Genomic DNA, 20476 nt, shown 5'->3' with positions numbered 1-20476 from the left:
GTTATTCTATTGGGATTTTTAGTGTAATCTTGGTTCCTGTTGGTAGATTATCTTTGTGCAAATCGTCAATCTCTAATATATAAGAATTTACAAAAGCTTTGGAGAAATTAGCCAATCGTGCTTTGGTAATTTCTATACCAACTGACTTTCGCTTTAGTTTTTTTCCATCACTTATTTTTCTGGCTGCAAATCGTCCAATACCATTGTCAATAATTTCAATAGTTATATACTCAGGTGTATTTTTATAAACGTTTAAATCAATTTTTTTATCATTAGATTTTGATGATAAACCATGCCATAAAGAATTTTCTAAGAATGGTTGTAAGATGAGTGATGGTACTTTAGTAACCTCAGTATTTATCGACTCCTCTACATTAATGTTAAAGTCTATTTGATTATCAAATCGTATATTTTCAATATTCATATAAAGCTTCATCGTATCCAATTCTTCTTGCAAAGGAGTTTCTTTTTCTTTAGAAGCGATGAGAATTTTACGAATTAACTTTGAAAATTTATTGAGATAATAAACCGCGTTTTCCTTTTCATTGTTAATAATATAAAGTTTAATAGAATTAAGAGAGTTAAAAATGAAGTGAGGATTCATTTGACTCCGTAACATATCTTGTTCTAAAGTAAGTATTTGTTTTTCTTGCTTTAATGTCCTATTTCTATTAGAAATAAATAGTGTAATACTTAAGATTAGAAGAGCTAACATTGAGTACCAAAAAATCTTTTTATTGCGTTCTAGTCGGAGTTTTACAGCTTCATTTTCTATAGCCAAAGCTTTTATTTGATTGTTCTTATTCTCATTTTCATATTCATTAACAATATCATTGACATATTGAAGGTTTTTTTCTGTGAGAATGGTGTTTTCTATTTCAACAGATTTTTGGTAATAGTCTAGGGCAACCTTATAATTACCTTTTCTTTTATTAATCTCTGAAAGTAATCTACTAGCTGAGGCAATTGAGGAATTTAAGCTATAAATTTTTGCAACTTCGAGACCTATTTTTAAATTATTTTCTGCTTCAGAAAATTGACTTAATTCAATCTCTAATTGTCCAAGGTTAATGTAAGATGATGCGATATAGAATTGATCTTTTAAAGATAAAGCACGTGCTAGTGCATCTCTAATAATGGGTTCAGCATCTATGTACTTTTCTTGTTTGAGATAGATACCTCCAATACTACTATAGCAAATCATTCTTCCAATATCAGAGTCTATAGCTTCATTGTATTCTAGTGATTTTTGATAATTTTCTAAGGCGACTTTTAAGTTTCCTTTCCCATCTTCAGCATATCCTATATTATGGTAATTAATTGCTAAGCCTAATTTATTATTGGCTTCTTTTTCAATTTTGAGCGATTTTTTAAATTGTGTTATAGCAATGTCATATTGTTGCAAGGCTAAATATATATTACCAATACTATTTTGTGACACTGCAATATTATAGGTCACTTCTGGCGATGGGTCCTTAATTTTATAAGCTATTTTTAGAGCTTGTGTATGGTAATCTAAGGCAGGTTTAATAATATCCATTCTCCTGTAGGCTACACCAATCATATTTAGACTTACAATTCTAAACTCATCGCTTTCTGCCTTATCTGCAAATGATTTTGCTTCTTTATGCAACGCTATAGATTTATCGTAATCAGAAATATTTCGATTAATTTCTCCGAGGGCGTTTAAAGCGTAACTCGAGCCTTCATTATACGTGTTTAGTTTAGAAGTCTTTAAAACACGTTTCATCATTAAACTGTCCTTCTCAAAAGGCTTAAGAATACTGTCAATACCATTATAGTTGGCTGGTTTTGTATCAACAAGTTGGTCTAAAGCAGCCTCAAAATCTGCGTTTTGTGCACAAATAGGCACAGTGCAGTAACATAGCGTTAAAAACACTAATAAAAATTTATATGTAAAAGAATTATTCAAATTATAATGGTCTATAATTTTTCAAGAAAATCAGATTTTCGTTGTCTTGCTACTGGTATTTTATGATTACTATCTGTAATAACATAACCTTCATTTTTTATAAACGCTTTTATTTTACCCATATTTACGATGTAAGAATTATGTATTCTAAAAAAGTGATGATCTGGTAATAAGGCATCCACTTCTTTAAGCTTTTTTGTAATTACAATTTTTTTATTCTCGTTTAAGAAAAGCGTACTGTAGTTACCGTCAGATTCTACATAAATAATATCGTCAATGTCTAAAAAGATAAGTTTACCGTCGGTATTAATAGAAATTCGTTTTTTATCGAATTGAGAATTGAATTTTAATAATAGACTTTCTAGCTTAGAAGCGTTTAGACTGCGATTATTATTCTTTTTAATTTTTGAAATAGTCTCTTCTAAATCATCAGAGTCAATAGGTTTTAATAAATAATCGATAGCCTCGTGCTTAAGTGCTTTAATGGCATACTCGTCATAGGCAGTTGTTATGACTACTGCAAGGTCTGTTTCGCCTAGTTTTTCTAAAAACTGAAAACCACCCATCGTAGGCATTTGTACATCGAGAAAAAGACAGTCAGCTGAGTTTGTTTTTAGATAGGCCAGAGCCTCTTCTGGGCTCGTAAATGTGGCTGATACTTCAATCTCTTTTTTAAAACCGCCTAATTCCCAGGCCAAACCTTGTATGGCTTTTGGTTCGTCATCAACTATTACTGCTTTTAACATGTTGTAAAATTATTACGCTATAAATATAAATAATATTAGTTGTGGTATGACCCATTAGATGTGTACGAAGTCGTGTTTAATGTATATTGGGCAGAATAATATTGAAAAGATATTATTTAAAGTTACAAATTACCAGTTACACATATTTTTAAGCCGATTATACATAAGCATTTAAAGTGTACGAGCATAATTTAGATATTTGATTAACGAAACTGACCGAGTTTTATGCGAATTAGGGGTTCGCTTATGAGGTTAAATGCTATTAATCGTTAGAAATCAAGATTTCATTGTCTTGGTTTTTTTAAAGTGTTAACGAGTTATTTAGTAAATATAATTTTACTAGTAATAGTTTTAGTTAGTTATTAGGGGAAAAGAGCGTTATTAAAAAACGCTCTTTTTTGTTTTATTTTCGTCTCAAAATATTAACCTGCAAAGCTTCAATAAACACGGCTATTAGAGTTGGTTTTAGTACGATAAATACTACAAAAAAAAGTTAAACAAAATATATTTAAAATACTGATAATCAGTTACTTGTTATTGAATATTGTGTTTTTCAGGTTTTACAAGGGTTCACATCGTTTGTTAAAAACTTGTTGACAACGTTTAGAAAATACCCTTTCTTTTTCAACCACAATTGTCAATCTTTGTTCAAGGCATTAGAAAATTAATTTTTAAACACTAAAGTTGAGTTTATACAAAAATTAAGTTTAAGATTCGTGCCGTTTATTTCTTTTAAAGAAAAACTAAGAACACATTTTACAAAATACGCTACGGAAATTTGAATAAAACACAATTATTCTACCGACCGTTTAGCCTCTAGAATTAATAGCAATTATGGAAACCACACAATTAGAGATTACAGAAATTATTAAAAGAGATTACGAAACAAGTCCATTTGTTTTGAATAAAATTTCTAATGCTGTAGAGAAAGCAATGATGTCAGTTGGTAGTGGATCTAAACAAGATGCAAATACAGTTTCTGTAAATGTATTACACGAGTTACTAAACCGAAAAGGACGCGATCATAACTACTTGCCAACTGTAGAAGAGGTGCAAGATCTTGTTGAAATAAAATTAATGGATAGCCAGTTTCTAGATGTAGCGAAAGCTTACATCTTATATAGAGACGAGCAAGCTAGAAATAGAAAGACAAATATTTTTGAAAAACGTATTAATTTAAAACCATACGAGTATCCTGCACTTAATGAATATGTTGATGCAATAAGACACTCATATTGGATTCACTCAGAATTTAATTTTACAAGCGATATTCAAGATTTTAAAACAAGGTTGACTATTGTTGAGCAAAATGCTATAAAAAACACAATGTTAGCTATTTCGCAAATAGAAGTGGCTGTGAAATCTTTTTGGGGAGACATCTATAGTAAAATGCCAAAACCAGAGATTGGATCGGTAGGTGCAACGTTTGCAGAAAGTGAAGTGCGTCACCACGATGCATACTCTCATTTATTAGAGATTCTAGGTCTTAATAACGAATTTAAAAGATTGAAGAAAAATCCTGTAATAATGAGGCGTGTTCATTATTTAGAGACGGCTTTAAAGAATGCCAAAAGTGAAGACAACAAAGAATATGCAGAATCAATTTTATTATTCTCACTTTTTATAGAGCATGTGTCTTTATTTTCTCAATTTTTAATCATTATGGCTTTTAATAAACATAAGAATATGCTTAAAGGTATATCTAATGTTGTTGAGGCAACTTCTAAAGAAGAGCAAATTCATGGTGATTTTGGTATTGATATAATTAAGATTATTAAAAGTGAAAATCCAACTTGGTTTGGCGAAGAGCACAATACGATTGTAAAAGTAATGTGTGAAGAAGCTTTTGATTCTGAAAGTAGAATTATTGATTGGATTTTTGAAGCAGGTGAATTAGACTTCCTTCCAAAAAATGTGATTAATGAATTTATAAAAAACAGATTCAACAACTCATTACAGAGCATTGGTATTGATAAAGTATTTGATGTTAATGAAACATTATTAGAGCAAACCGAATGGTTTGACGACGAAATAATAGGAACAAAGCATGGAGATTTCTTTGTAAAAAGATCTATAAACTATGCAAAAAGACAAAAAAGTGTAACCGGAGACGACTTATTTTAAACTATGAACAACCACATTAATCCAAACCTAGACCAAGAAGTAGATAACCCTCAAACTACCAAAGCGTCCGCTCATGATGATTTAATCAAAGCAAGAAAAGAAGCAATAAAAGAAGCTAATGCTGAACCAGAAATAAAATGGTTAACAGATCATAGCCGTCAGTTTTTAGCATCTGGTTACCTTACAGATGATACAACACCAGAACAGCGTATTAGAGAAATAGCTAATAATGCCGAAAAAATATTAGGTATTCCTGGTTTTGCCGATAAATTTTACGGTTATATGGCAGAAGGCTATTATTCTTTAGCTTCTCCTGTTTGGTCTAACTTTGGTAAAAAACGTGGCTTACCAATTAGTTGTTTTGGGTCGCATATCTCTGATGATATGGGAGACATTCTCTACACACAGTCAGAAGTTGGTATGATGTCTAAATTAGGAGGTGGTACCTCTGGTTATTTTGGTAAACTTCGTCATAGAGGTGCACCAGTAAAAAATAATGGCGAATCTTCGGGAGCTGTTCATATTATGCAATTATTTGAAAAAATGGTTGACGTTGTAAGTCAAGGTTCTGTCCGTAGAGGTCGTTTTTCCCCATATTTACCTATAGAACACAATGATATAAATGAGTTTTTAGAAATAGGAACTGAAGGTAATCCAATACAAGAGTTAACACACGGAGTAACTGTTGGTAATGATTGGATGCAAGAAATGATTGATGGCGATGCTGATAAGCGTGCTATTTGGGCAAAAGTATTACAACGAAGAGGAGAGATAGGTTACCCTTACATCTTCTTTAGAGATAATGCTAACAATAATGCACCAGAAGTATACCAAGAAAACAAGCACGAGATTTACGCAAGTAATTTGTGTTCGGAAATTATGCTACCAACAAATGACAGATGGTCTTTTGTATGTGTATTATCTTCTATAAACTTACTGCATTACGATAAGTGGAAAGATACTGACGCAGTAGAAACGATGGTCTATTTCTTAGATGCAGTTTTAGAAGAGTTTGTAACCAAGTTAGAAGTATATAGAGATTCCCCAGACAGAGACGATAGACAAACGTTTATGTTTATGGAGAAGGCTTATAACTTTGCTAAGGAAAACAGAGCTTTAGGAATGGGAGCTTTAGGATGGCACTCTTTATTACAATCTAAAATGTTAAGCTTTGATAGTGCAGAAGCGTTTAATCTAAATAGCGAGATATTTAAAACTATTGGTGAAAAATCTAAAAAAGCCTCAGAAGAATTAGCAACTTTATTTGGTGAGCCAGAGGTATTAAAAGGTTACGGAAGACGTAATGCCACTTTAAATGCTGTAGCACCAACAACATCTTCAGCTTTTATTTTAGGACAAGTATCTCAAGGTATTGAGCCAATTTGGTCTAACAGTTATGTAAAAGATATTGCTAAAATAAAAACGACGATTAAAAATCCGTTTTTATTAGCACTTCTTAAGGAAAAAGGAATGAACACTAGTGAGGTATGGAAGAGCATAAGAGATTATGATGGTTCTGTGCAACATTTAGAAGGTCTTACAGAGCAAGAAAAAGATGTGTTTAAAACCTATTCTGAAATTGACCAAATGACTATTATCTATCAAGCAGCTAATAGACAAAATCATATAGACCAAGGACAGTCGTTAAATATTATGGTACACCCAGATATGCCAGTTAAGGATATCAATAAAATCTATGTTACCGCTTGGCAACTAGGAGTAAAATCATTGTACTACCAGCACAGTATGAATGCAGCACAGAAATTCAAACAGAAGAAAGAATGTGCTAGTTGCGAAGGGTAAATTCTATTACTCAATAAAAAAGGGAATTTTATTCTAATTATTAAAAAGCATCTCAGAAATGAGATGCTTTTTTTATTCCACCAAAGTATCAGTCCCCAAATACTTATCATCCTTATTATAATACCAAGCTCTTACTTTTGGCATTTTAATACCATTGACTGTGGTTTCTTCAGATAATAAAATATATTCTCCTGTATCTGATTTTTCTTTACCATCCTCATCTGTTTTAAAAAACTGATAAATTTCCATGGCGTAGGTTTTTGGGTTAAAATAAAAATACCAAACATCGCTGCCAACACCTTCGTCATAAGTCGCTTTTAAGACCAAATAGTCTTTGCCTTTAAAGGCTTTCTTTTCAACTATAGGATTTAGATTTGTGCCAGGATCTTTTAGCTTCATTGGTAAGCCATATAAATAACTATAATAGTTTTTGTAAAGTATAGCTCTGTCGCATGTCATTTTCTTTTCTGCAGCCATGGTGCTGTCTAAAACTTGGTCATTATATGACATAACACATTTACCTTTATTTAAAGTATAAGTTGTAGTTACTGTATCTCTTGTGGCCTTTACACTAAAATATTCAGCGGGTAAATTAATGCTAATCTTACTTGTGCGTTTTGGCGAATTTGGTGTTGTCATTACAACTGTAAATTCGCTATTAAATTTCTGCCAATTATTATTGGTGTCATGGTATCCTATTGCTTGCTCTAGTAATTGATGAGCTTTACTATTTTGACTTAAGCTGTTAAACGTGATAGCAAATGCGACTACCGAGACAATGAATTTCATAAGATTTATATTTCTATGCAAATTACAATTTAGAAAATAAAAAAAGCACCCAATGCCGAACTTTACGGGAGGGTGCTTTTTGATTTACCTAAAACAGGTTAAGTTTTATTTTGTTTCCATTAAGGCAAAGAACTTATCAATGTTTGGCATTAAGATAATGCGCGTTCTTCTGTTTTTAGAACGGTTTTCTCTTGTATTATTATCTACTAAAGGTTGGTAACTACTGCGACCAGATGCAATAAGTTGTTCTGGCGCAACTTTAAATTGATTTTGTAGTTTTCTAACGACTGAAGTTGCACGCAATACACTTAAATCCCAGTTGTCCGCAATTTTTTCTGTGTTAATACTTCTAGCATCAGTATGACCTTCTACCATCACATCTAAGCTTGGTTCTGAGTTGATAACGTCTGCTAACTTCTTTAAAATTTTATCCGCTTTATTTCCAACGCGGTAACTCGCTGTATTAAATAACATATCATCAGCGATAGAGATCATTACTACAGTTTCGTTAATATCTACTACGATATCTTCGTCTTCATTAAGATCACTAGTATTCATAGCTTTACTAAGATTGTACTGAACAGCTAAGTTCATAGAATCTTTAAGGGTTTTTGCTTCAGCCAACTTGTTAGAATCTACATTTTTAAGTGTAGCTCTCATCTTTTCTTTACTCACTCCAGAGGCAACTGTGCCATCTTCTGAAACTTCAAATTTTGCTTTATTCTCAATAGTTAAGCCTTCTACATCGTCGTTTAAAGACTGTATCTTAGAATTATAGACATTAACACGTTGCTCTATAATAGCAAACTTGTTTTCTAAATCTTCTTTTTCGACTCTTGTTTTGGTTAGTTGACTTTTAATTTCACCATTTTCTTGTTCTAAGGCAACGTACTTCTTTTTAGATACACACGCGCTTAATAAAATTGTTGTTACTAAAAGGATTGAAATTTTTTTCATGTTTTATTTTTAGGTTAATTGAATCAATACAGTACATATACGACCAAAGTTTTATTTTAGACGTTCAAATACACAAAAGTTGTGTTTAATGCAAAAAAATGCCTTAGAAAACTCTAAGGCATTTTTTTTCATGTAATTGTTTTTATTCTTCCTCTTCTTGCGGTTCTGCTAGAGGTTGCGCTGGTGCAACCGTATCATCGTGAGAATTATAATATTCTTCTAAAAGATTCATAGTAGCAGTTAATAAATCTTTTGTCTCAAGAAGAAGACTGAAATAGAGTGTAGTGTTCTTTGGACTAGATTCTTCAGTACGAGTTCGTTCTACTTGTTTTTGAATTTTTTCTTTTACTAAATTAAAAATTACGGCCTTTTCGTTTAATACAGCACCAATTCCTTTGAAAGAACGGGATTCAAATGCTGTTTGTGTTTCAGTAAATAAGGCTTCCATTCTTATATCTAAATCCTTTAATTCCTTAATCTGGCTGAATTTTAATTTTTTATGATTATTGTTAATATGTTTGTGGCTCGCTTTAGATATATAATCTAAAGATTGTGTCATGTCTTGTAAATAACCGAGGATATTGATATAAAAATTACTTGCAGACAAACTTGGCTCTTCTAGGTTTCTTATAAAGTAAAAAATATTATCTCTTAGTTCATCAATTTCATTTGATAGTTTTTCAATTTGCTTTCTGTTCTTTTTTAATAATTTTAAATCCTGAACAGCCAAACCATTAATTGCAGAAGTATAAATGCTATTACCCCTCTTAACAACATTAGCAATGTTTGCAGCACTCTCGTGTATAACTCCTTGTGTAGAACTACTTTCTGCTTTTTCTAATTGATCTTCTTCTCTCATCACTTTAGAATTTTTACGATGAGACATATAACTTCTTAATAATAGTAGAATAGCCAATACAAGCAACCCAACTAGGGCATAACCTTTTCCATAAAAAAGAATACAAGCCATAATTGCTGCAGCAACAAAGGCGCTAAAAGCAGTGAAGAACCAACCACCAATTACATTTAAAACACCAGCAACTCTATACACTGCACTTTCAGTTCCCCAAGCTCTGTCGGCCAAAGATGTTCCCATAGCCACCATAAAGGTCACATAGGTTGTGGATAAAGGAAGTTTCATTGAAGTAGCAATAGAAATAAGTACACTGGCTACCATTAAATTAACAGCTGCTCTAACCAAATCAAATGCTGGTGCATCTTGAGCTTTAACGATAACATTTGGCTCTACAAACTGTCTATTTGACCAGGACTTATAAGCTTCAGGCAAAATACTATTAATACTTTCGTTTATACCAATAGTTAATATCACAATATTTCGAGAGAGAAAGTTTGGTTCAAACCTTTCCTTTACTTCGTCTTGTCGTGATAAGTCTACAGAGGTTTTAACTACAGCCTTTGCTTTGCTAGAAAACCAAAGTGTTAAGACCATTATCAGTCCGGCTATAAGTAATAAGTAAGGTTCAGTCTTTACTGGTTCACTCAACGCAATCATAGCATATTCGGTTGCCTCTATACCTGTGGTCGACCAAACTTCGTAAGAATTATATGCTGCGATTGGCACTCCTATAAAGTTAACGAGATCATTACCGGCAAATGCAACGGCCAAGGCAAATGTTCCTACAATAATTATTAACGTATAAATTTTAGCATTAAACAGTTTAATTGCTAGATAAGATAATATTGTAAACATCAAAAAACTCAGCCCAATAAAAGTGACAGGGTATCCGCTTAAGAAATCCTTAATAGAAGGAGGCATAAATGCGGCATTTTTAAGACCTTTAACTATAATGAAATACAATATAGAGGTAATGGCAAATCCGCTAAAAATAGCGCTATACCAGAGTGGTTTTTCTTCAAACTTAAAAGATAGAAGTAATCGAGAAATATATTGAATTATTGCTCCTATTGTAAATGCTACACCCACAGAAAGTAAAATCCCAAGTATAATCTCAATGGCCTTATCATTATTAATATAATTTGCTAAGTCAGCAATGGATTCTGATTCGTTGCTATAAATTTTAATTAACGCGACCGCTACTGAGGCACCTAACAGCTCAAATACAATAGATACTGTTGTAGATGTTGGCAGACCTAGTGTATTAAAAAAATCTAGTAAGAGTATATCAGTGAGCATTACAGCCATAAAAATCACCATAATCTCATTAAACATAAATTCTCCTGGATTAAAAATACCTTTACGAGCAACTTCCATCATGCCACTTGAGGTCATAGCGCCTACCGCAACACCAATACTAGCAACAATCATTATAGTTTTAAACGAAACAGCTTTAGATCCTATGGCAGAATTTAAAAAGTTAACAGCGTCGTTACTTACACCAACAACTAAATCTGCAACAGCCAAAAAAGCTAGTGCAGCTAGCATATAGATATAAAGATTTTCCATGTAGTTAGTTAGCTAAAATTGAACGCAAAATAATTGATTTATTTTTAATGGTACGTTATCTAAACATTATTTTTTAAGGTTGGTTGTATTGAATGTTGTAAAATTGAATTTGCAGTAAAAATGTTATACTTTAAGAATAAAAGAAGTTAGAATAAATAATTTCTCTTCTATACTAATGTTCAACGATTCAAAGCGATATTCTAAACCTAACTGCAGTTTTAACTTTTCTGAGATAAGCCATCCAAGTTGTGCTGTTGTTCTATGATCTAGTTCTGGTTTTATCAACCTACCATTGCTGAGTAATGTTTCCATGGATATTACAAAATAACGCTCACCTACATCCAATTTTTCGCCATTTAGCGGAATATCTAATGCAAAGCGATAGCGAGACCTGAAAATAGTCAATTGTTCTAAAATGCGCTGCTCAAATCTAACGCGATGCCCAAACCGCATAGCTTCACTTTTTTTAGTATAATTAAATTGTTGTGTTAACCTTAATTCGTTACTGCCTCCATCTATAACTTCTCGAAGTCGGTATTGAATACCTCCACTTATACTATGATTATAATCTAGATTTAAAGTAGAAAAATGAACAAAATCTAATTGTCTAGTTTCAAAACTGAATTTAGGTTCTCGATGTATATAATAGCGCGAACGTAAAGCAAAATTCATTTTATAATTCGATGTTGCTTCGTGGTTTAATGCGATTGCAGTTTCACCGAGACCTTCAAAGTCATTTTGTGAATGAAGGATTACGCCAATAAAACAAACGATTGTTACTAATGTTTGTTTAATATAGTACATGCTCGTAAGACGTTGGTTCTATTAGTCGTATATTTTGAAACTTACCGCTACTGCTAAAAGTAAACTCGGCGATCTCTCTTTTTTTAGCGGAATTCACCTCTGCTATAATTTCAAATTGGTTCGCTACTTTAGAATTTTGAGATAATACGTCTAAAACAAATTGAGTAGCGCTATATGCATTAGAATAAACAAATTGTTTTTGAATTTTTATAAATCTATGTTTAGTAAAGTTAAGTTTAAAATAAGCTTCAATATGTCTTTTTGAAAGGGTTTCAATTTTTTTAAACTTGGTAACAACTTCAATATCTTCTATGTATCCGTCTTTAGAAAACTCCAGACTATATCGCTTTTGGTTATACTTAAACTTAACCTCAAAACTTATTTTATTATTATCGCGTTCTTTGTAAAACTTCAAACGTTTGCATTTATCTGGTAACACATCAATAACCGTTTTGGCAATTGTAGGGAAACTAGAAGGCTCAACACGTTCTTCTTTTTCGTTTTTTACCTGTGCTCCAACAGATGACATAAATAGTGTGACTATTACAGTATAAATAACAGATTTTAGCTTCATTTATTAATATAAAATTTTCTAGTATCTAAATTAAAACATCTTAAGATGGTGTGCAATTTCTGTAAGATACAATCATGATATCTAATGGGTTATTTTAGGATATTCCGTTTATTACTATTGTTAGCTTAATGTTATGTATTCTTAAGTGTGCTAATATTGTAAAACGCATAAAATCAGTGTTTTAAAAGTTTAATGTTAAATTAATGTTACGTAATTGTTGTTTAAATGTAAAAATAATGTTATGTTTGTAATGTAATTATTAATTAAAGCCCAAATAGATATGAAAAAGATAGTTGTACTTCTAATAATGTTAAGTGTTAGTTTTACTTATGCACAAAAAGAACGAAGTCTAAAATTAAATAAAGAAACAAATTTAATAGAAGTAGTATATTATCATGATAGTGGTGAAATTAGCCAAACAGGACAATATACTGTAGATGGTAAATTACATGGTGACTGGTTTAGCTATTGCAAAGAAGGTAATAAACTTATTTCTGCAAAGTACGAGAATGGAGCTAAAGTTGGTAAGTGGTTTTACTGGAACGCTAATACTTTAAAAGAAGTTGATTATTCTAACAATGCTGTTGCTAGTGTAAGTGAATGGAAAAACACAAATACTTCAGTAGTATCCAATAAATAAATTAAACTACACATATAATTAGAAAAGCATCCTAGATTCTAGGATGCTTTTTTTTACTTATAAATTAGGATATATCCCTTAAAAATTAATTTCTTGTCCATCCAGAATTCCAAGAATTGTAATCAGCACCTATTCCATTACCAATTCCACTAAAAAATGAGTCCGCATCAAAAGCACCATTTGTATCATTCTTTAAAGTAAGTGTAACATCATCAAATGTAATATCTGTAACACTAGTTTCATTAGCAAGGAAGCCTGTACCAGTTTCTTCATCATCAAGATCATAACCTTCTTCAAAACCTTCAATAAAAACGTTGGTAAATACAGCTCTTGTTCCTGCTCTTAATCTAATAGCTTCATTTCCATTACTTGAACCTAAACCGTTAATAGTAAGGTTATTTATAATTGGTGCACTCCAAAAAACAGGGTTTGAGTTATTTCCTATATCAGTATTAAAACCATCACCTTCTATTCCTTTGTCATGAGACTGTCTGTGCTCAATATATACATCTGTTAGTGTACCAGTAAAACCTTCAGTCCAATCTACAGAATCATCTTGAGCTCCAACGACAGATACATGAGATGCATTAACTGTGCCGCCAAAAAACTCAACGCCATCATCTGCACCTTCAAAGGCTTGTATGAAATCAATTGTAGTTCCATTTCCTACACCATAAAAAGAGAAGCCGTTATTTTCTGATGCAGCATCTGCAGCACCACCAGAATATTCTATACGAACATATCTGATTATTCCAGAATTATCATTGGCAATGCTTCCTCCATAAGGCAAACCTCCAATCTCAGATGTAGACGTCGCATCTCCACCAACTACAGAGTTTATTGGTGCACGACCCAAAATAATAAGGCCTCCCCAATCACCAGGATTTGGAGTTGCAGAATTAGATGTAAATACTATAGGATTAGAAGATGTGCCTTCTGCATTAATAATACCACCTTGCTGTATAGCAACGTATACATCAGAACCTGTTGTGGCTTTAACAACAACACCTGGCTCAATCGTTAATGTAATACCTTCTGGCACAATAAGCGCATCTGTTAAACCATATTCAGTACCTGTTACAAGTGTTAAATCAGAAGTCAGTGTTCCTCCAATTTCAAGATCTGTTGGGTCGGGATTGTCGCCACCTCCTTGATTAATTGTGACGTCTGCTGTGTCATCTGCTGCGCAACCTACAAAGAGTGATGCAACTGTAAAAAGACCTAAAAGAAATTTGTTTGCTTTCATTTTGTTTTAATTTAATGTTCGTTTTTTGATTGTGTTTTAAAATTTATATTTCAATTGAATGCTGGCATTAATACCTCTTTTGTAGCTAGATAGCGCAAATTCAGTAAGATTTGCATTTATGCCTAAGTCGCTTGCTAATGTAGGGTCAAAAGCCACATTTTCGCGAACACGCTCAATCGTAGGGTTTAATATGTTTTTTATACTTGCGTTAATTTCAAAATTTTTGTTGATGGTATTTTTCCAAACAAAGTCGAGTGTAGGCACTCCTTTTTCTATAATGTTTCCTAATTGACCAGCACCTAAGGCGTCTATTCTGTCAGAGAAATAAGAAAACACAAGATTTGCAACAGGCTTATATTCGCCAAAAGTTGGGCTGTAGCTTACATCTGCATTAATAAGTATTGGAGAGGCACCTTGTAGCTCGTCAGAATCTCTATTAAAGTTGGTATTAAATGTACCAGAAACAGTTTTTAAATCTTGATCTGTAGACGTATATGTAATATTCATTCCGGCAGACAAAAGACTATTTTCATCTTCATCTTTAAGGATTTTCTTTCTAACTTCAAGTTCTACACCAAAAACATCTGCACGATCTCCAGTTCTAAAAAAGCGCTGCGTACCTGTGGCATCATTTGCAGATACTAAGTTTACAGGATCGTTAATGGTTTTATTAAAAACACCAATAGAAAAGATCTCACCACTATTAATAAACCATTCATACTTTACATCTAAGTTTACAATTGTAGAAAAAGCAGGATCATTTAAAAGGTCTGGATTACCACCAATACGATCGGTTACGTTTTCGTATACAAAAGGAGCAACCTCTTTAAATTCTGGGTTAGAAACAGTTCTACTTGCAGAAAAACGAAGATTTTGATCTTCAGTAAGCGCATACTTTACGTTTAAACTTGGCAAAAAGAACGTTTCGTTAGCTTCGTTACTACCAGGATTATTAAAAGAAAGGTTAATTACGTCATAACTAATTTTTTGATTAAAACGTTCTACACGTATACCAGGAACAAAGCTCCATTTGTCTCCAGCCTTATACACGGCATCTGCGTAAAGCGCATTTACATTGAGGTTACCTTTATAGGTGTTTTCTAATTGTCCAGGTAAGTTTTCTCGCTCTAGACCATCTAATGGACGAAATACACTAGTGTTGTATAATACTCCTTGATTTTCTATGGTAAAAAAGTCATTTAGGTTATTGACATCTTCAATCTCTGTAAATGGATTAATAATTTCATAACCATAACGCTGGTTATCAAACGTTCGCTCTTTTGTACGGCCGTTATAACCAAAGTTGAATTTTAAGTTTTCGGATGATGCGTAACTTAAATTTATACGTGTATTAAATTCACTATCTTCAATATTCTGAAAATAACGTTGGTTGTCAAAGTCAACATTTCTGTAAAAAATTGCGTTTGTAGAAGGATCATTATCAAGGCTGTTTTCAAAACGTTCAAGTGCAATACGCTTACGGTCTGGTTGACGCGCTAATACATTATTGTAGCCTAAACCATAGTCTAATTTTAATGTTTCGCTAAGTGTACTTGTTCCAAGTATCTGATTTACAAAAATCATATCTTGTTCAAACTGTACGTTTTGTGTAAAGAAACCAAAGTCATCATTATCTGCAATGGTATTACGATTAAAACCGCGTCCATCAATACCATAACGTCCTACTACGTCTGTAGCATCATTTATAAATAATGAATTAAATTTTATTTTGTGATTATTATTTATACGGTAAACTACATTAGCCATTGCCGTTGTATTACGCGAAAAATCAAACTCTTCAGAATCTTGAAATATTTGATTTGCAGCAGCAGTAACATTAGCAAACTGGCCTCTTCTGTATTCAAAACTACTTCCAAATGAAGCTGTAGCAAAAACACTTAATCGCGATTCTTCACCTATATTCCAAGATTTACCACCAGCAATACTACCTTCGACACCAACATTACCATCAATATTTTGAGCATCTACACCATGAGATAAAATAACAGCGTATGGGTTGTTACGATACCTGTTATAAAACCCAAAATAGCCTGTACCTTCACTCTTTACAAAATTTTCACCTATAGCATTTGAATTAAAGTTAGACCCTAAGTTAATGTCCAAGAAAAAGTCTCCTGTATATTCTTTAGAAACAACATCTACATTACCAGCGGCAAAATCACCATAAAAATTAGCTGCATATGTTTTACTAACTCCGACATTTTGAATCACGTCTGAAGAAAATAAATTAAGATCCATGTTCTTCTTTTCAATATTATTAGCAGGAAGTGTTAAGCCGTTATAAGTTGTATTTAAATAACGGTCGCCTAAACCACGAACATAAACATTGCCACCACCTTCTTGTTTCGAGATACCAGAGATTTTAGTAACGGCTCCCGCTGCATCACTTACTCCTTTGCGAGAAAGTTCAACAGCTCCAATACTTTGTTTGATAGTAACGGCTTTCTTTTGATCCATTAGAAGTGCGCTTTCACTTTCTTTTCTTGCTGTAATTGGTGTTAATACTACTTCATCTAAAGTTGCTGCAGAAGCACCCATTACAACATTTACTATTTTAGATTCACCAGCAACAACGTCAACTTTAATTTCTTGAGTTTCGTAACCAACAAAACTAAAAACCAAAGTGTAAGAACCTACTTCTAAGTCTTCAAACTTGTATAATCCATCAATATCAGATGTTGTTCCTGTAGATGTTCCTTTAATCACAACATTTGCAAAAGGAAGCGGTTCGTTATTGTATTCTTTATCTGTTAATTTACCATTAATTGAACCTGTACTTTGTGCAAAGGAAATTGCGGTAATAAACAACGTAAATAACAAGAGTAATTTTTTCATTAGTTTTTAAATCTTTCAAGTGCAAAGAAACATCGATATAGCTTGTTGTAGGTTATAGAAAAATTAAAGATTTGTAATCAAAAGGTTAGTTAACTGTTAGCTTAGTATTAAGTGGTATGTGCATTTGGATACAATTTCTTAACATTAGGAATTAATTGTATAAGATTACTTTTTTACAATCAGTTCTTTATCAATTTATCTATCTTGCATTATATAAATTTTAGATCATGAATTGGGAGCAGTTATTATCCTTAAAACGCTTTGGCGATACTAATAAAAGATTGAGAAAAGAACAGGATGAAACACGTCTTGGATTTGATGCGGATTATGATCGAATTGTATTTTCTTCTGAGTTTAGAGGGCTTCAAGATAAAACACAAGTGGTGCCTCTGTCTAAAACAGATTTTGTACATACACGTTTAACACATAGCTTAGAAGTGAGTGTGGTTGGGCGTTCACTAGGACGTAAGGTTGGTAAATTACTTCTAGAAAAGCATCCGCATTTAGAAAACGTACATGGTTATAAAATGAATGATTTTGGAACTATTGTTGCCGCAGCATCTTTAGCTCATGATATTGGAAATCCACCTTTTGGTCATTCTGGCGAAAAAGCTATTGGAGCTTATTTTAAATATGGTAAAGGATCTAAATTTAAAGATGTTTTAAATGCTAAAGAATATCAAGATTTATGCGATTTTGAAGGCAATGCAAATGGGTTTAAAATTTTAACCGAAAGCAGAGAGGGTAGAGCTGGTGGTTTAAGATTAAGCTATGCAACCCTTGGAGCGTTTATGAAATATCCGAAAGAATCGTTGCCTAAAAAACCATCTAATGATATAGTAGATAAAAAATATGGGTTTTTTCAATCTGAAAAAGAAATGTTTTCTGATGTTGCCTCAGAACTAGGTCTGTTGAGACGCAGTGAAGATTACTTAAGTTTTGAAAGACATCCTCTAGCATTCTTAGTAGAAGCTGCAGATGATATTTGTTACACGATTATTGATTTTGAAGATGGAATTAATCTTGGGTTAATTGAAGAAGAGTACGCCTTAGAATACTTAATTACTTTAGTAAAGAATATAAATAAAGCAAAATATTCTGAATTGAAAACTACTGAGGATCGTGTTAGCTACCTACGTGCATTGGCTATAGGTACCTTAATCGATGAAGCGGCTTCAATTTTTATGAAACATGAAGACGCCATATTAGAAGGTAAATTTAAAACGGCATTATTAGACGTAAGCCAGTACAAAGCTCAGATAAAAGATATTATTAATTTAAGTATTAAAAATGTATACCAGTCCGAGGACGTTATACACAAAGAAATTGCTGGTTATGAAATATTAAATCATTTATTGAAAGCCTATGGTAAAGTAGCTTATAATTATTTTGAAAACAACTTAAATAATTATGATGATTTATTATTAAATCTGTTGCCAGATACTGTTAAACTTAGCACAGATTCCTTATATCAGAATCTCATAGCAATATGTCTTTATATTTCAAAACTATCTGATACTAATGCTATGCTATTACATAAAAAGTTAAAAGGGGATATACTTTAACATGTATTTCATCGAATAAATTTGTTTTTTAGCGATATATTGTTGTTATTTAGCTTATAATCAGCCCTCATAAAAACCTACTTATGAAAAATAATATACTCGGAGGTCTAGTCATCTTCATGGTTGTTCTGACTTGCCTATTAATGATTGATGATATTTCTAATCCACAAGAGAAGCAAATTGTACAAGATTCTGTTAAGACAGAACAAATTGAAAACCAGACAGATTTAGCTATTGTTGAGAATGAGGAGTAAATCCTCTATTGACTTTTTAATAGAATCGGCATCTAACTTTTGAAGTTTTTTTAAGTCTTCAGTAGTACCGTGTTGTATAAAATTGTCTTCTATACCTAGTGTTAAAATCTTATTGTTGTAGTTATGCTGGTTCGCAAAAGCAAGAATAGTACTGCCAAACCCACCTACTTTAGTGCCATCTTCAATAGTTATAATGGCTTTATACACATCAAAGATATGATGCAATAGTTTCTCATCTAGAGGCTTTATAAATTGCATGTCATAGTGCCCTAAATTTGTTTTTACTGTATTAACTACGTTTTGTACAATTGACGCCATGGGACCAATAGATAAAATTGCAAGGTCCTCACCTTTTTGGAGTGTAACACCTTTACCTATTTCTAGTATTTTAAAAGGTTTTTTCCAATCTAAAATATGGCATCTCCCTCTTGGATAACGAATGGCTAAGGGAAAATCAACACCTTTTTGAGCTGTATACATTATATTTCTAAGAGCAATTGCATCCCTTGGTGCAAAAATCACCAAATTAGGAATACAGTTTAGATAAGCTAAATCAAAAACTCCGTGATGCGTTGCACCATCTTCGCCAACTAAACCAGCACGATCTAAACAAAAAATGACCGGTAAATTTTGTAAAGCCACATCATGAATAACCTGATCATAAGCCCGTTGTAAAAAGGTAGAATAAATGTTACAAAATGGAATTAGACCTTGAGTTGCCATTCCTGCTGCTAAGGTAACGGCATGTTGTTCTGCAATACCAACATCGAATGCGCGATCTGGAATTTCTTTCATCATATATTTTAAAGAACTACCAGTTGGCATTGCAGGTGTAATACCAATTATTTTATTGTTTTTGATTGCTAACTCTACAATAGTTTCTCCAAAGACATCTTGAAATTTAGGCGCCAGTATTTGGTTCGACTTTATTGGACGTTCTCCCGTTTTAGCATTAAACTTTCCTGGCGCATGGTAGGTGACTTGGTTTTCTTCTGCTTGCTTTAAACCTTTTCCTTTAGTTGTAATTATATGCAAGAATTTAGGACCTTTTACTCCCTTTAAACGTTTTAATTCAGAAATCAATAACGGCATATTATGACCATCAATTGGTCCAGAATAATCAAAGTTTAAGGCTTCAAAAATATTATCTTGTTTTTCGGTTCCTTTTTTTACATTGGTTAAATATTGTTTTAATGCGCCAACACTTGGATCGATTCCGATAGCATTATCATTTAAAACAACTAATAAGTTTGCTTCTGTTACTCCTGCATGATTTAAACCTTCAAATGCCATTCCACTAGCAATCGACGCATCACCTATTATAGCAATATGGTGTTTTTCTTCTCCTTTGAGCTGCGACGCAATTGCCATTCCTAAAGCTGCAGATATTGAGGTTGAGGAGTGACCAACACCAAAAGTATCGTACTCACTTTCACTACGTTTAGGAAAACCGCTAATACCGTTGAGCTGTCTGTTAGTATCAAAAACAGCTTTACGACCAGTTAAGATTTTATGACCATACGCTTGGTGACCAACATCCCATATTAACAAGTCTTGAGGGGTGTTAAAGACATAATGCAAAGCAATAGTGAGTTCTATAACACCAAGACTTGCACCTAAATGACCTTCTTTAGTAGCAACAATATTGATAATAAAATCGCGCAGTTCTTTAGCAAGATGAGGTAGGTCATCTGCTTTAAGTTGACGTAAATCTTTAGGAAAGTTAATATGGTCTAAAAGTGATTTTTGCACTGAACAAA

Annotated in this window: 15 protein-coding genes; 5 read left to right on the top strand and 10 right to left on the bottom strand. The window is 32.6% G+C overall.

Annotated elements, in window-relative coordinates:
- Position 1: 1 nt before the first annotated feature.
- Together ACFWU4_RS00625 and ACFWU4_RS00620 are read right to left on the bottom strand one after the other, a co-directional pair.
- Entirely contained in the window at positions 2-1933 is a 1932-nt protein-coding gene (locus tag ACFWU4_RS00625) for a tetratricopeptide repeat protein (RefSeq protein WP_411123839.1), read from the bottom strand.
- A gap of 11 nt (positions 1934-1944) precedes the next feature.
- Complete coding sequence (locus tag ACFWU4_RS00620) at positions 1945-2679, bottom strand: LytR/AlgR family response regulator transcription factor (protein WP_411123837.1); 735 nt, start codon at positions 2677-2679, stop codon at positions 1945-1947.
- Between the two features lie 834 nt (positions 2680-3513).
- On the opposite strand from ACFWU4_RS00620, the gene ACFWU4_RS00615 reads away from it, so the two are divergent.
- The gene (locus ACFWU4_RS00615; RefSeq protein WP_411123835.1) at positions 3514-4803 is read left to right on the top strand and encodes a ribonucleotide-diphosphate reductase subunit beta; all 1290 of its coding nucleotides are present in this window, start codon (positions 3514-3516) and stop codon (positions 4801-4803) included.
- 3 nt (positions 4804-4806) lie between these two features.
- The gene (locus ACFWU4_RS00610; protein ID WP_411123833.1) at positions 4807-6606 is read left to right on the top strand and encodes a ribonucleoside-diphosphate reductase subunit alpha; all 1800 of its coding nucleotides are present in this window, start codon (positions 4807-4809) and stop codon (positions 6604-6606) included.
- Between the two features lie 72 nt (positions 6607-6678).
- On the opposite strand, the gene ACFWU4_RS00605 is transcribed toward ACFWU4_RS00610, so the two are convergent.
- The 5 genes from ACFWU4_RS00605 to ACFWU4_RS00585 form a co-directional block, all read right to left on the bottom strand.
- The gene (locus tag ACFWU4_RS00605) at positions 6679-7395 is read right to left on the bottom strand and encodes a DUF6503 family protein (protein ID WP_411123831.1); all 717 of its coding nucleotides are present in this window, start codon (positions 7393-7395) and stop codon (positions 6679-6681) included.
- A 105-nt stretch (positions 7396-7500) separates the two neighbouring features.
- A complete protein-coding gene (locus tag ACFWU4_RS00600) occupies positions 7501-8352 on the bottom strand; it encodes a flagellar motor protein MotB (protein ID WP_411123829.1) in 852 nt (283 codons plus the stop codon).
- 142 nt (positions 8353-8494) lie between these two features.
- Positions 8495-10777 carry an anion permease gene (locus ACFWU4_RS00595; RefSeq protein ID WP_411123828.1) on the bottom strand — a complete coding sequence of 761 codons (2283 nt, stop codon included), beginning with the start codon at positions 10775-10777 and terminating at the stop codon, positions 8495-8497.
- A 123-nt stretch (positions 10778-10900) separates the two neighbouring features.
- Positions 10901-11581: a DUF2490 domain-containing protein gene (locus tag ACFWU4_RS00590; protein WP_411123826.1), complete on the bottom strand. Its 681-nt coding sequence runs from the start codon at positions 11579-11581 to the stop codon at positions 10901-10903.
- Entirely contained in the window at positions 11568-12155 is a 588-nt protein-coding gene (locus ACFWU4_RS00585) for a hypothetical protein (protein WP_411123824.1), read from the bottom strand. The genes ACFWU4_RS00590 and ACFWU4_RS00585 overlap by 14 nt, the downstream gene beginning before the upstream one ends.
- Positions 12156-12435: 280 nt before the next feature.
- Between ACFWU4_RS00585 and ACFWU4_RS00580 the strand changes: the two genes are divergently transcribed.
- The gene (locus tag ACFWU4_RS00580; RefSeq protein ID WP_411123822.1) at positions 12436-12795 is read left to right on the top strand and encodes a nicotinic acid mononucleotide adenyltransferase; all 360 of its coding nucleotides are present in this window, start codon (positions 12436-12438) and stop codon (positions 12793-12795) included.
- A gap of 85 nt (positions 12796-12880) precedes the next feature.
- On the opposite strand, the gene ACFWU4_RS00575 is transcribed toward ACFWU4_RS00580, so the two are convergent.
- Positions 12881-14041 carry a multidrug transporter gene (locus ACFWU4_RS00575; RefSeq protein WP_411123820.1) on the bottom strand — a complete coding sequence of 387 codons (1161 nt, stop codon included), beginning with the start codon at positions 14039-14041 and terminating at the stop codon, positions 12881-12883.
- A gap of 36 nt (positions 14042-14077) precedes the next feature.
- Positions 14078-16897, bottom strand: coding sequence for a TonB-dependent receptor domain-containing protein (locus tag ACFWU4_RS00570; protein WP_411123818.1), 2820 nt, complete (start codon positions 16895-16897; stop codon positions 14078-14080).
- 227 nt (positions 16898-17124) lie between these two features.
- Between ACFWU4_RS00570 and dgt the strand changes: the two genes are divergently transcribed.
- Positions 17125-18462, top strand: coding sequence for a dGTP triphosphohydrolase (dgt, locus tag ACFWU4_RS00565; RefSeq protein WP_411123816.1), 1338 nt, complete (start codon positions 17125-17127; stop codon positions 18460-18462).
- Between the two features lie 83 nt (positions 18463-18545).
- Entirely contained in the window at positions 18546-18716 is a 171-nt protein-coding gene (locus ACFWU4_RS00560) for a hypothetical protein (protein ID WP_411123814.1), read from the top strand.
- On the opposite strand, the gene ACFWU4_RS00555 is transcribed toward ACFWU4_RS00560, so the two are convergent.
- Positions 18690-20468 (bottom strand): 1-deoxy-D-xylulose-5-phosphate synthase, encoded by a 1779-nt coding sequence (locus tag ACFWU4_RS00555; protein WP_411123812.1) that lies wholly within the window; start codon positions 20466-20468, stop codon positions 18690-18692. The genes ACFWU4_RS00560 and ACFWU4_RS00555 overlap by 27 nt on opposite strands.
- Between the last annotated feature and the right edge of the window lie 8 nt (positions 20469-20476).

This window comes from Winogradskyella sp. PE311, from assembly GCF_046545555.1.
Classification (GTDB): Bacteria; Bacteroidota; Bacteroidia; order Flavobacteriales; family Flavobacteriaceae; genus Winogradskyella.
Note: the sequence above shows the minus strand (reverse complement) of the source record. Positions and strands in the feature narration are given on the sequence as shown.

Bases quoted from the DNA above. Each gene is read 5' to 3' on its own strand.
- ACFWU4_RS00605 (WP_411123831.1), bottom strand. From the start codon at position 7,395: ATGAAATTCATTGTCTCGGTAGTCGCATTTGCTATCACGTTTAACAGC.
- ACFWU4_RS00585 (WP_411123824.1), bottom strand. From the start codon at position 12,155: ATGAAGCTAAAATCTGTTATTTATACTGTAATAGTCACACTATTTATG.
- ACFWU4_RS00570 (WP_411123818.1), bottom strand. From the start codon at position 16,897: ATGAAAAAATTACTCTTGTTATTTACGTTGTTTATTACCGCAATTTCC.
- ACFWU4_RS00560 (WP_411123814.1), top strand. From the start codon at position 18,546: ATGAAAAATAATATACTCGGAGGTCTAGTCATCTTCATGGTTGTTCTG.
- ACFWU4_RS00590 (WP_411123826.1), bottom strand. From the start codon at position 11,581: ATGTACTATATTAAACAAACATTAGTAACAATCGTTTGTTTTATTGGC.
- ACFWU4_RS00610 (WP_411123833.1), top strand. From the start codon at position 4,807: ATGAACAACCACATTAATCCAAACCTAGACCAAGAAGTAGATAACCCT.
- ACFWU4_RS00595 (WP_411123828.1), bottom strand. From the start codon at position 10,777: ATGGAAAATCTTTATATCTATATGCTAGCTGCACTAGCTTTTTTGGCT.
- ACFWU4_RS00580 (WP_411123822.1), top strand. From the start codon at position 12,436: ATGAAAAAGATAGTTGTACTTCTAATAATGTTAAGTGTTAGTTTTACT.
- dgt (WP_411123816.1), top strand. From the start codon at position 17,125: ATGAATTGGGAGCAGTTATTATCCTTAAAACGCTTTGGCGATACTAAT.
- ACFWU4_RS00575 (WP_411123820.1), bottom strand. From the start codon at position 14,041: ATGAAAGCAAACAAATTTCTTTTAGGTCTTTTTACAGTTGCATCACTC.
- ACFWU4_RS00615 (WP_411123835.1), top strand. From the start codon at position 3,514: ATGGAAACCACACAATTAGAGATTACAGAAATTATTAAAAGAGATTAC.
- ACFWU4_RS00600 (WP_411123829.1), bottom strand. From the start codon at position 8,352: ATGAAAAAAATTTCAATCCTTTTAGTAACAACAATTTTATTAAGCGCG.
- ACFWU4_RS00620 (WP_411123837.1), bottom strand. From the start codon at position 2,679: ATGTTAAAAGCAGTAATAGTTGATGACGAACCAAAAGCCATACAAGGT.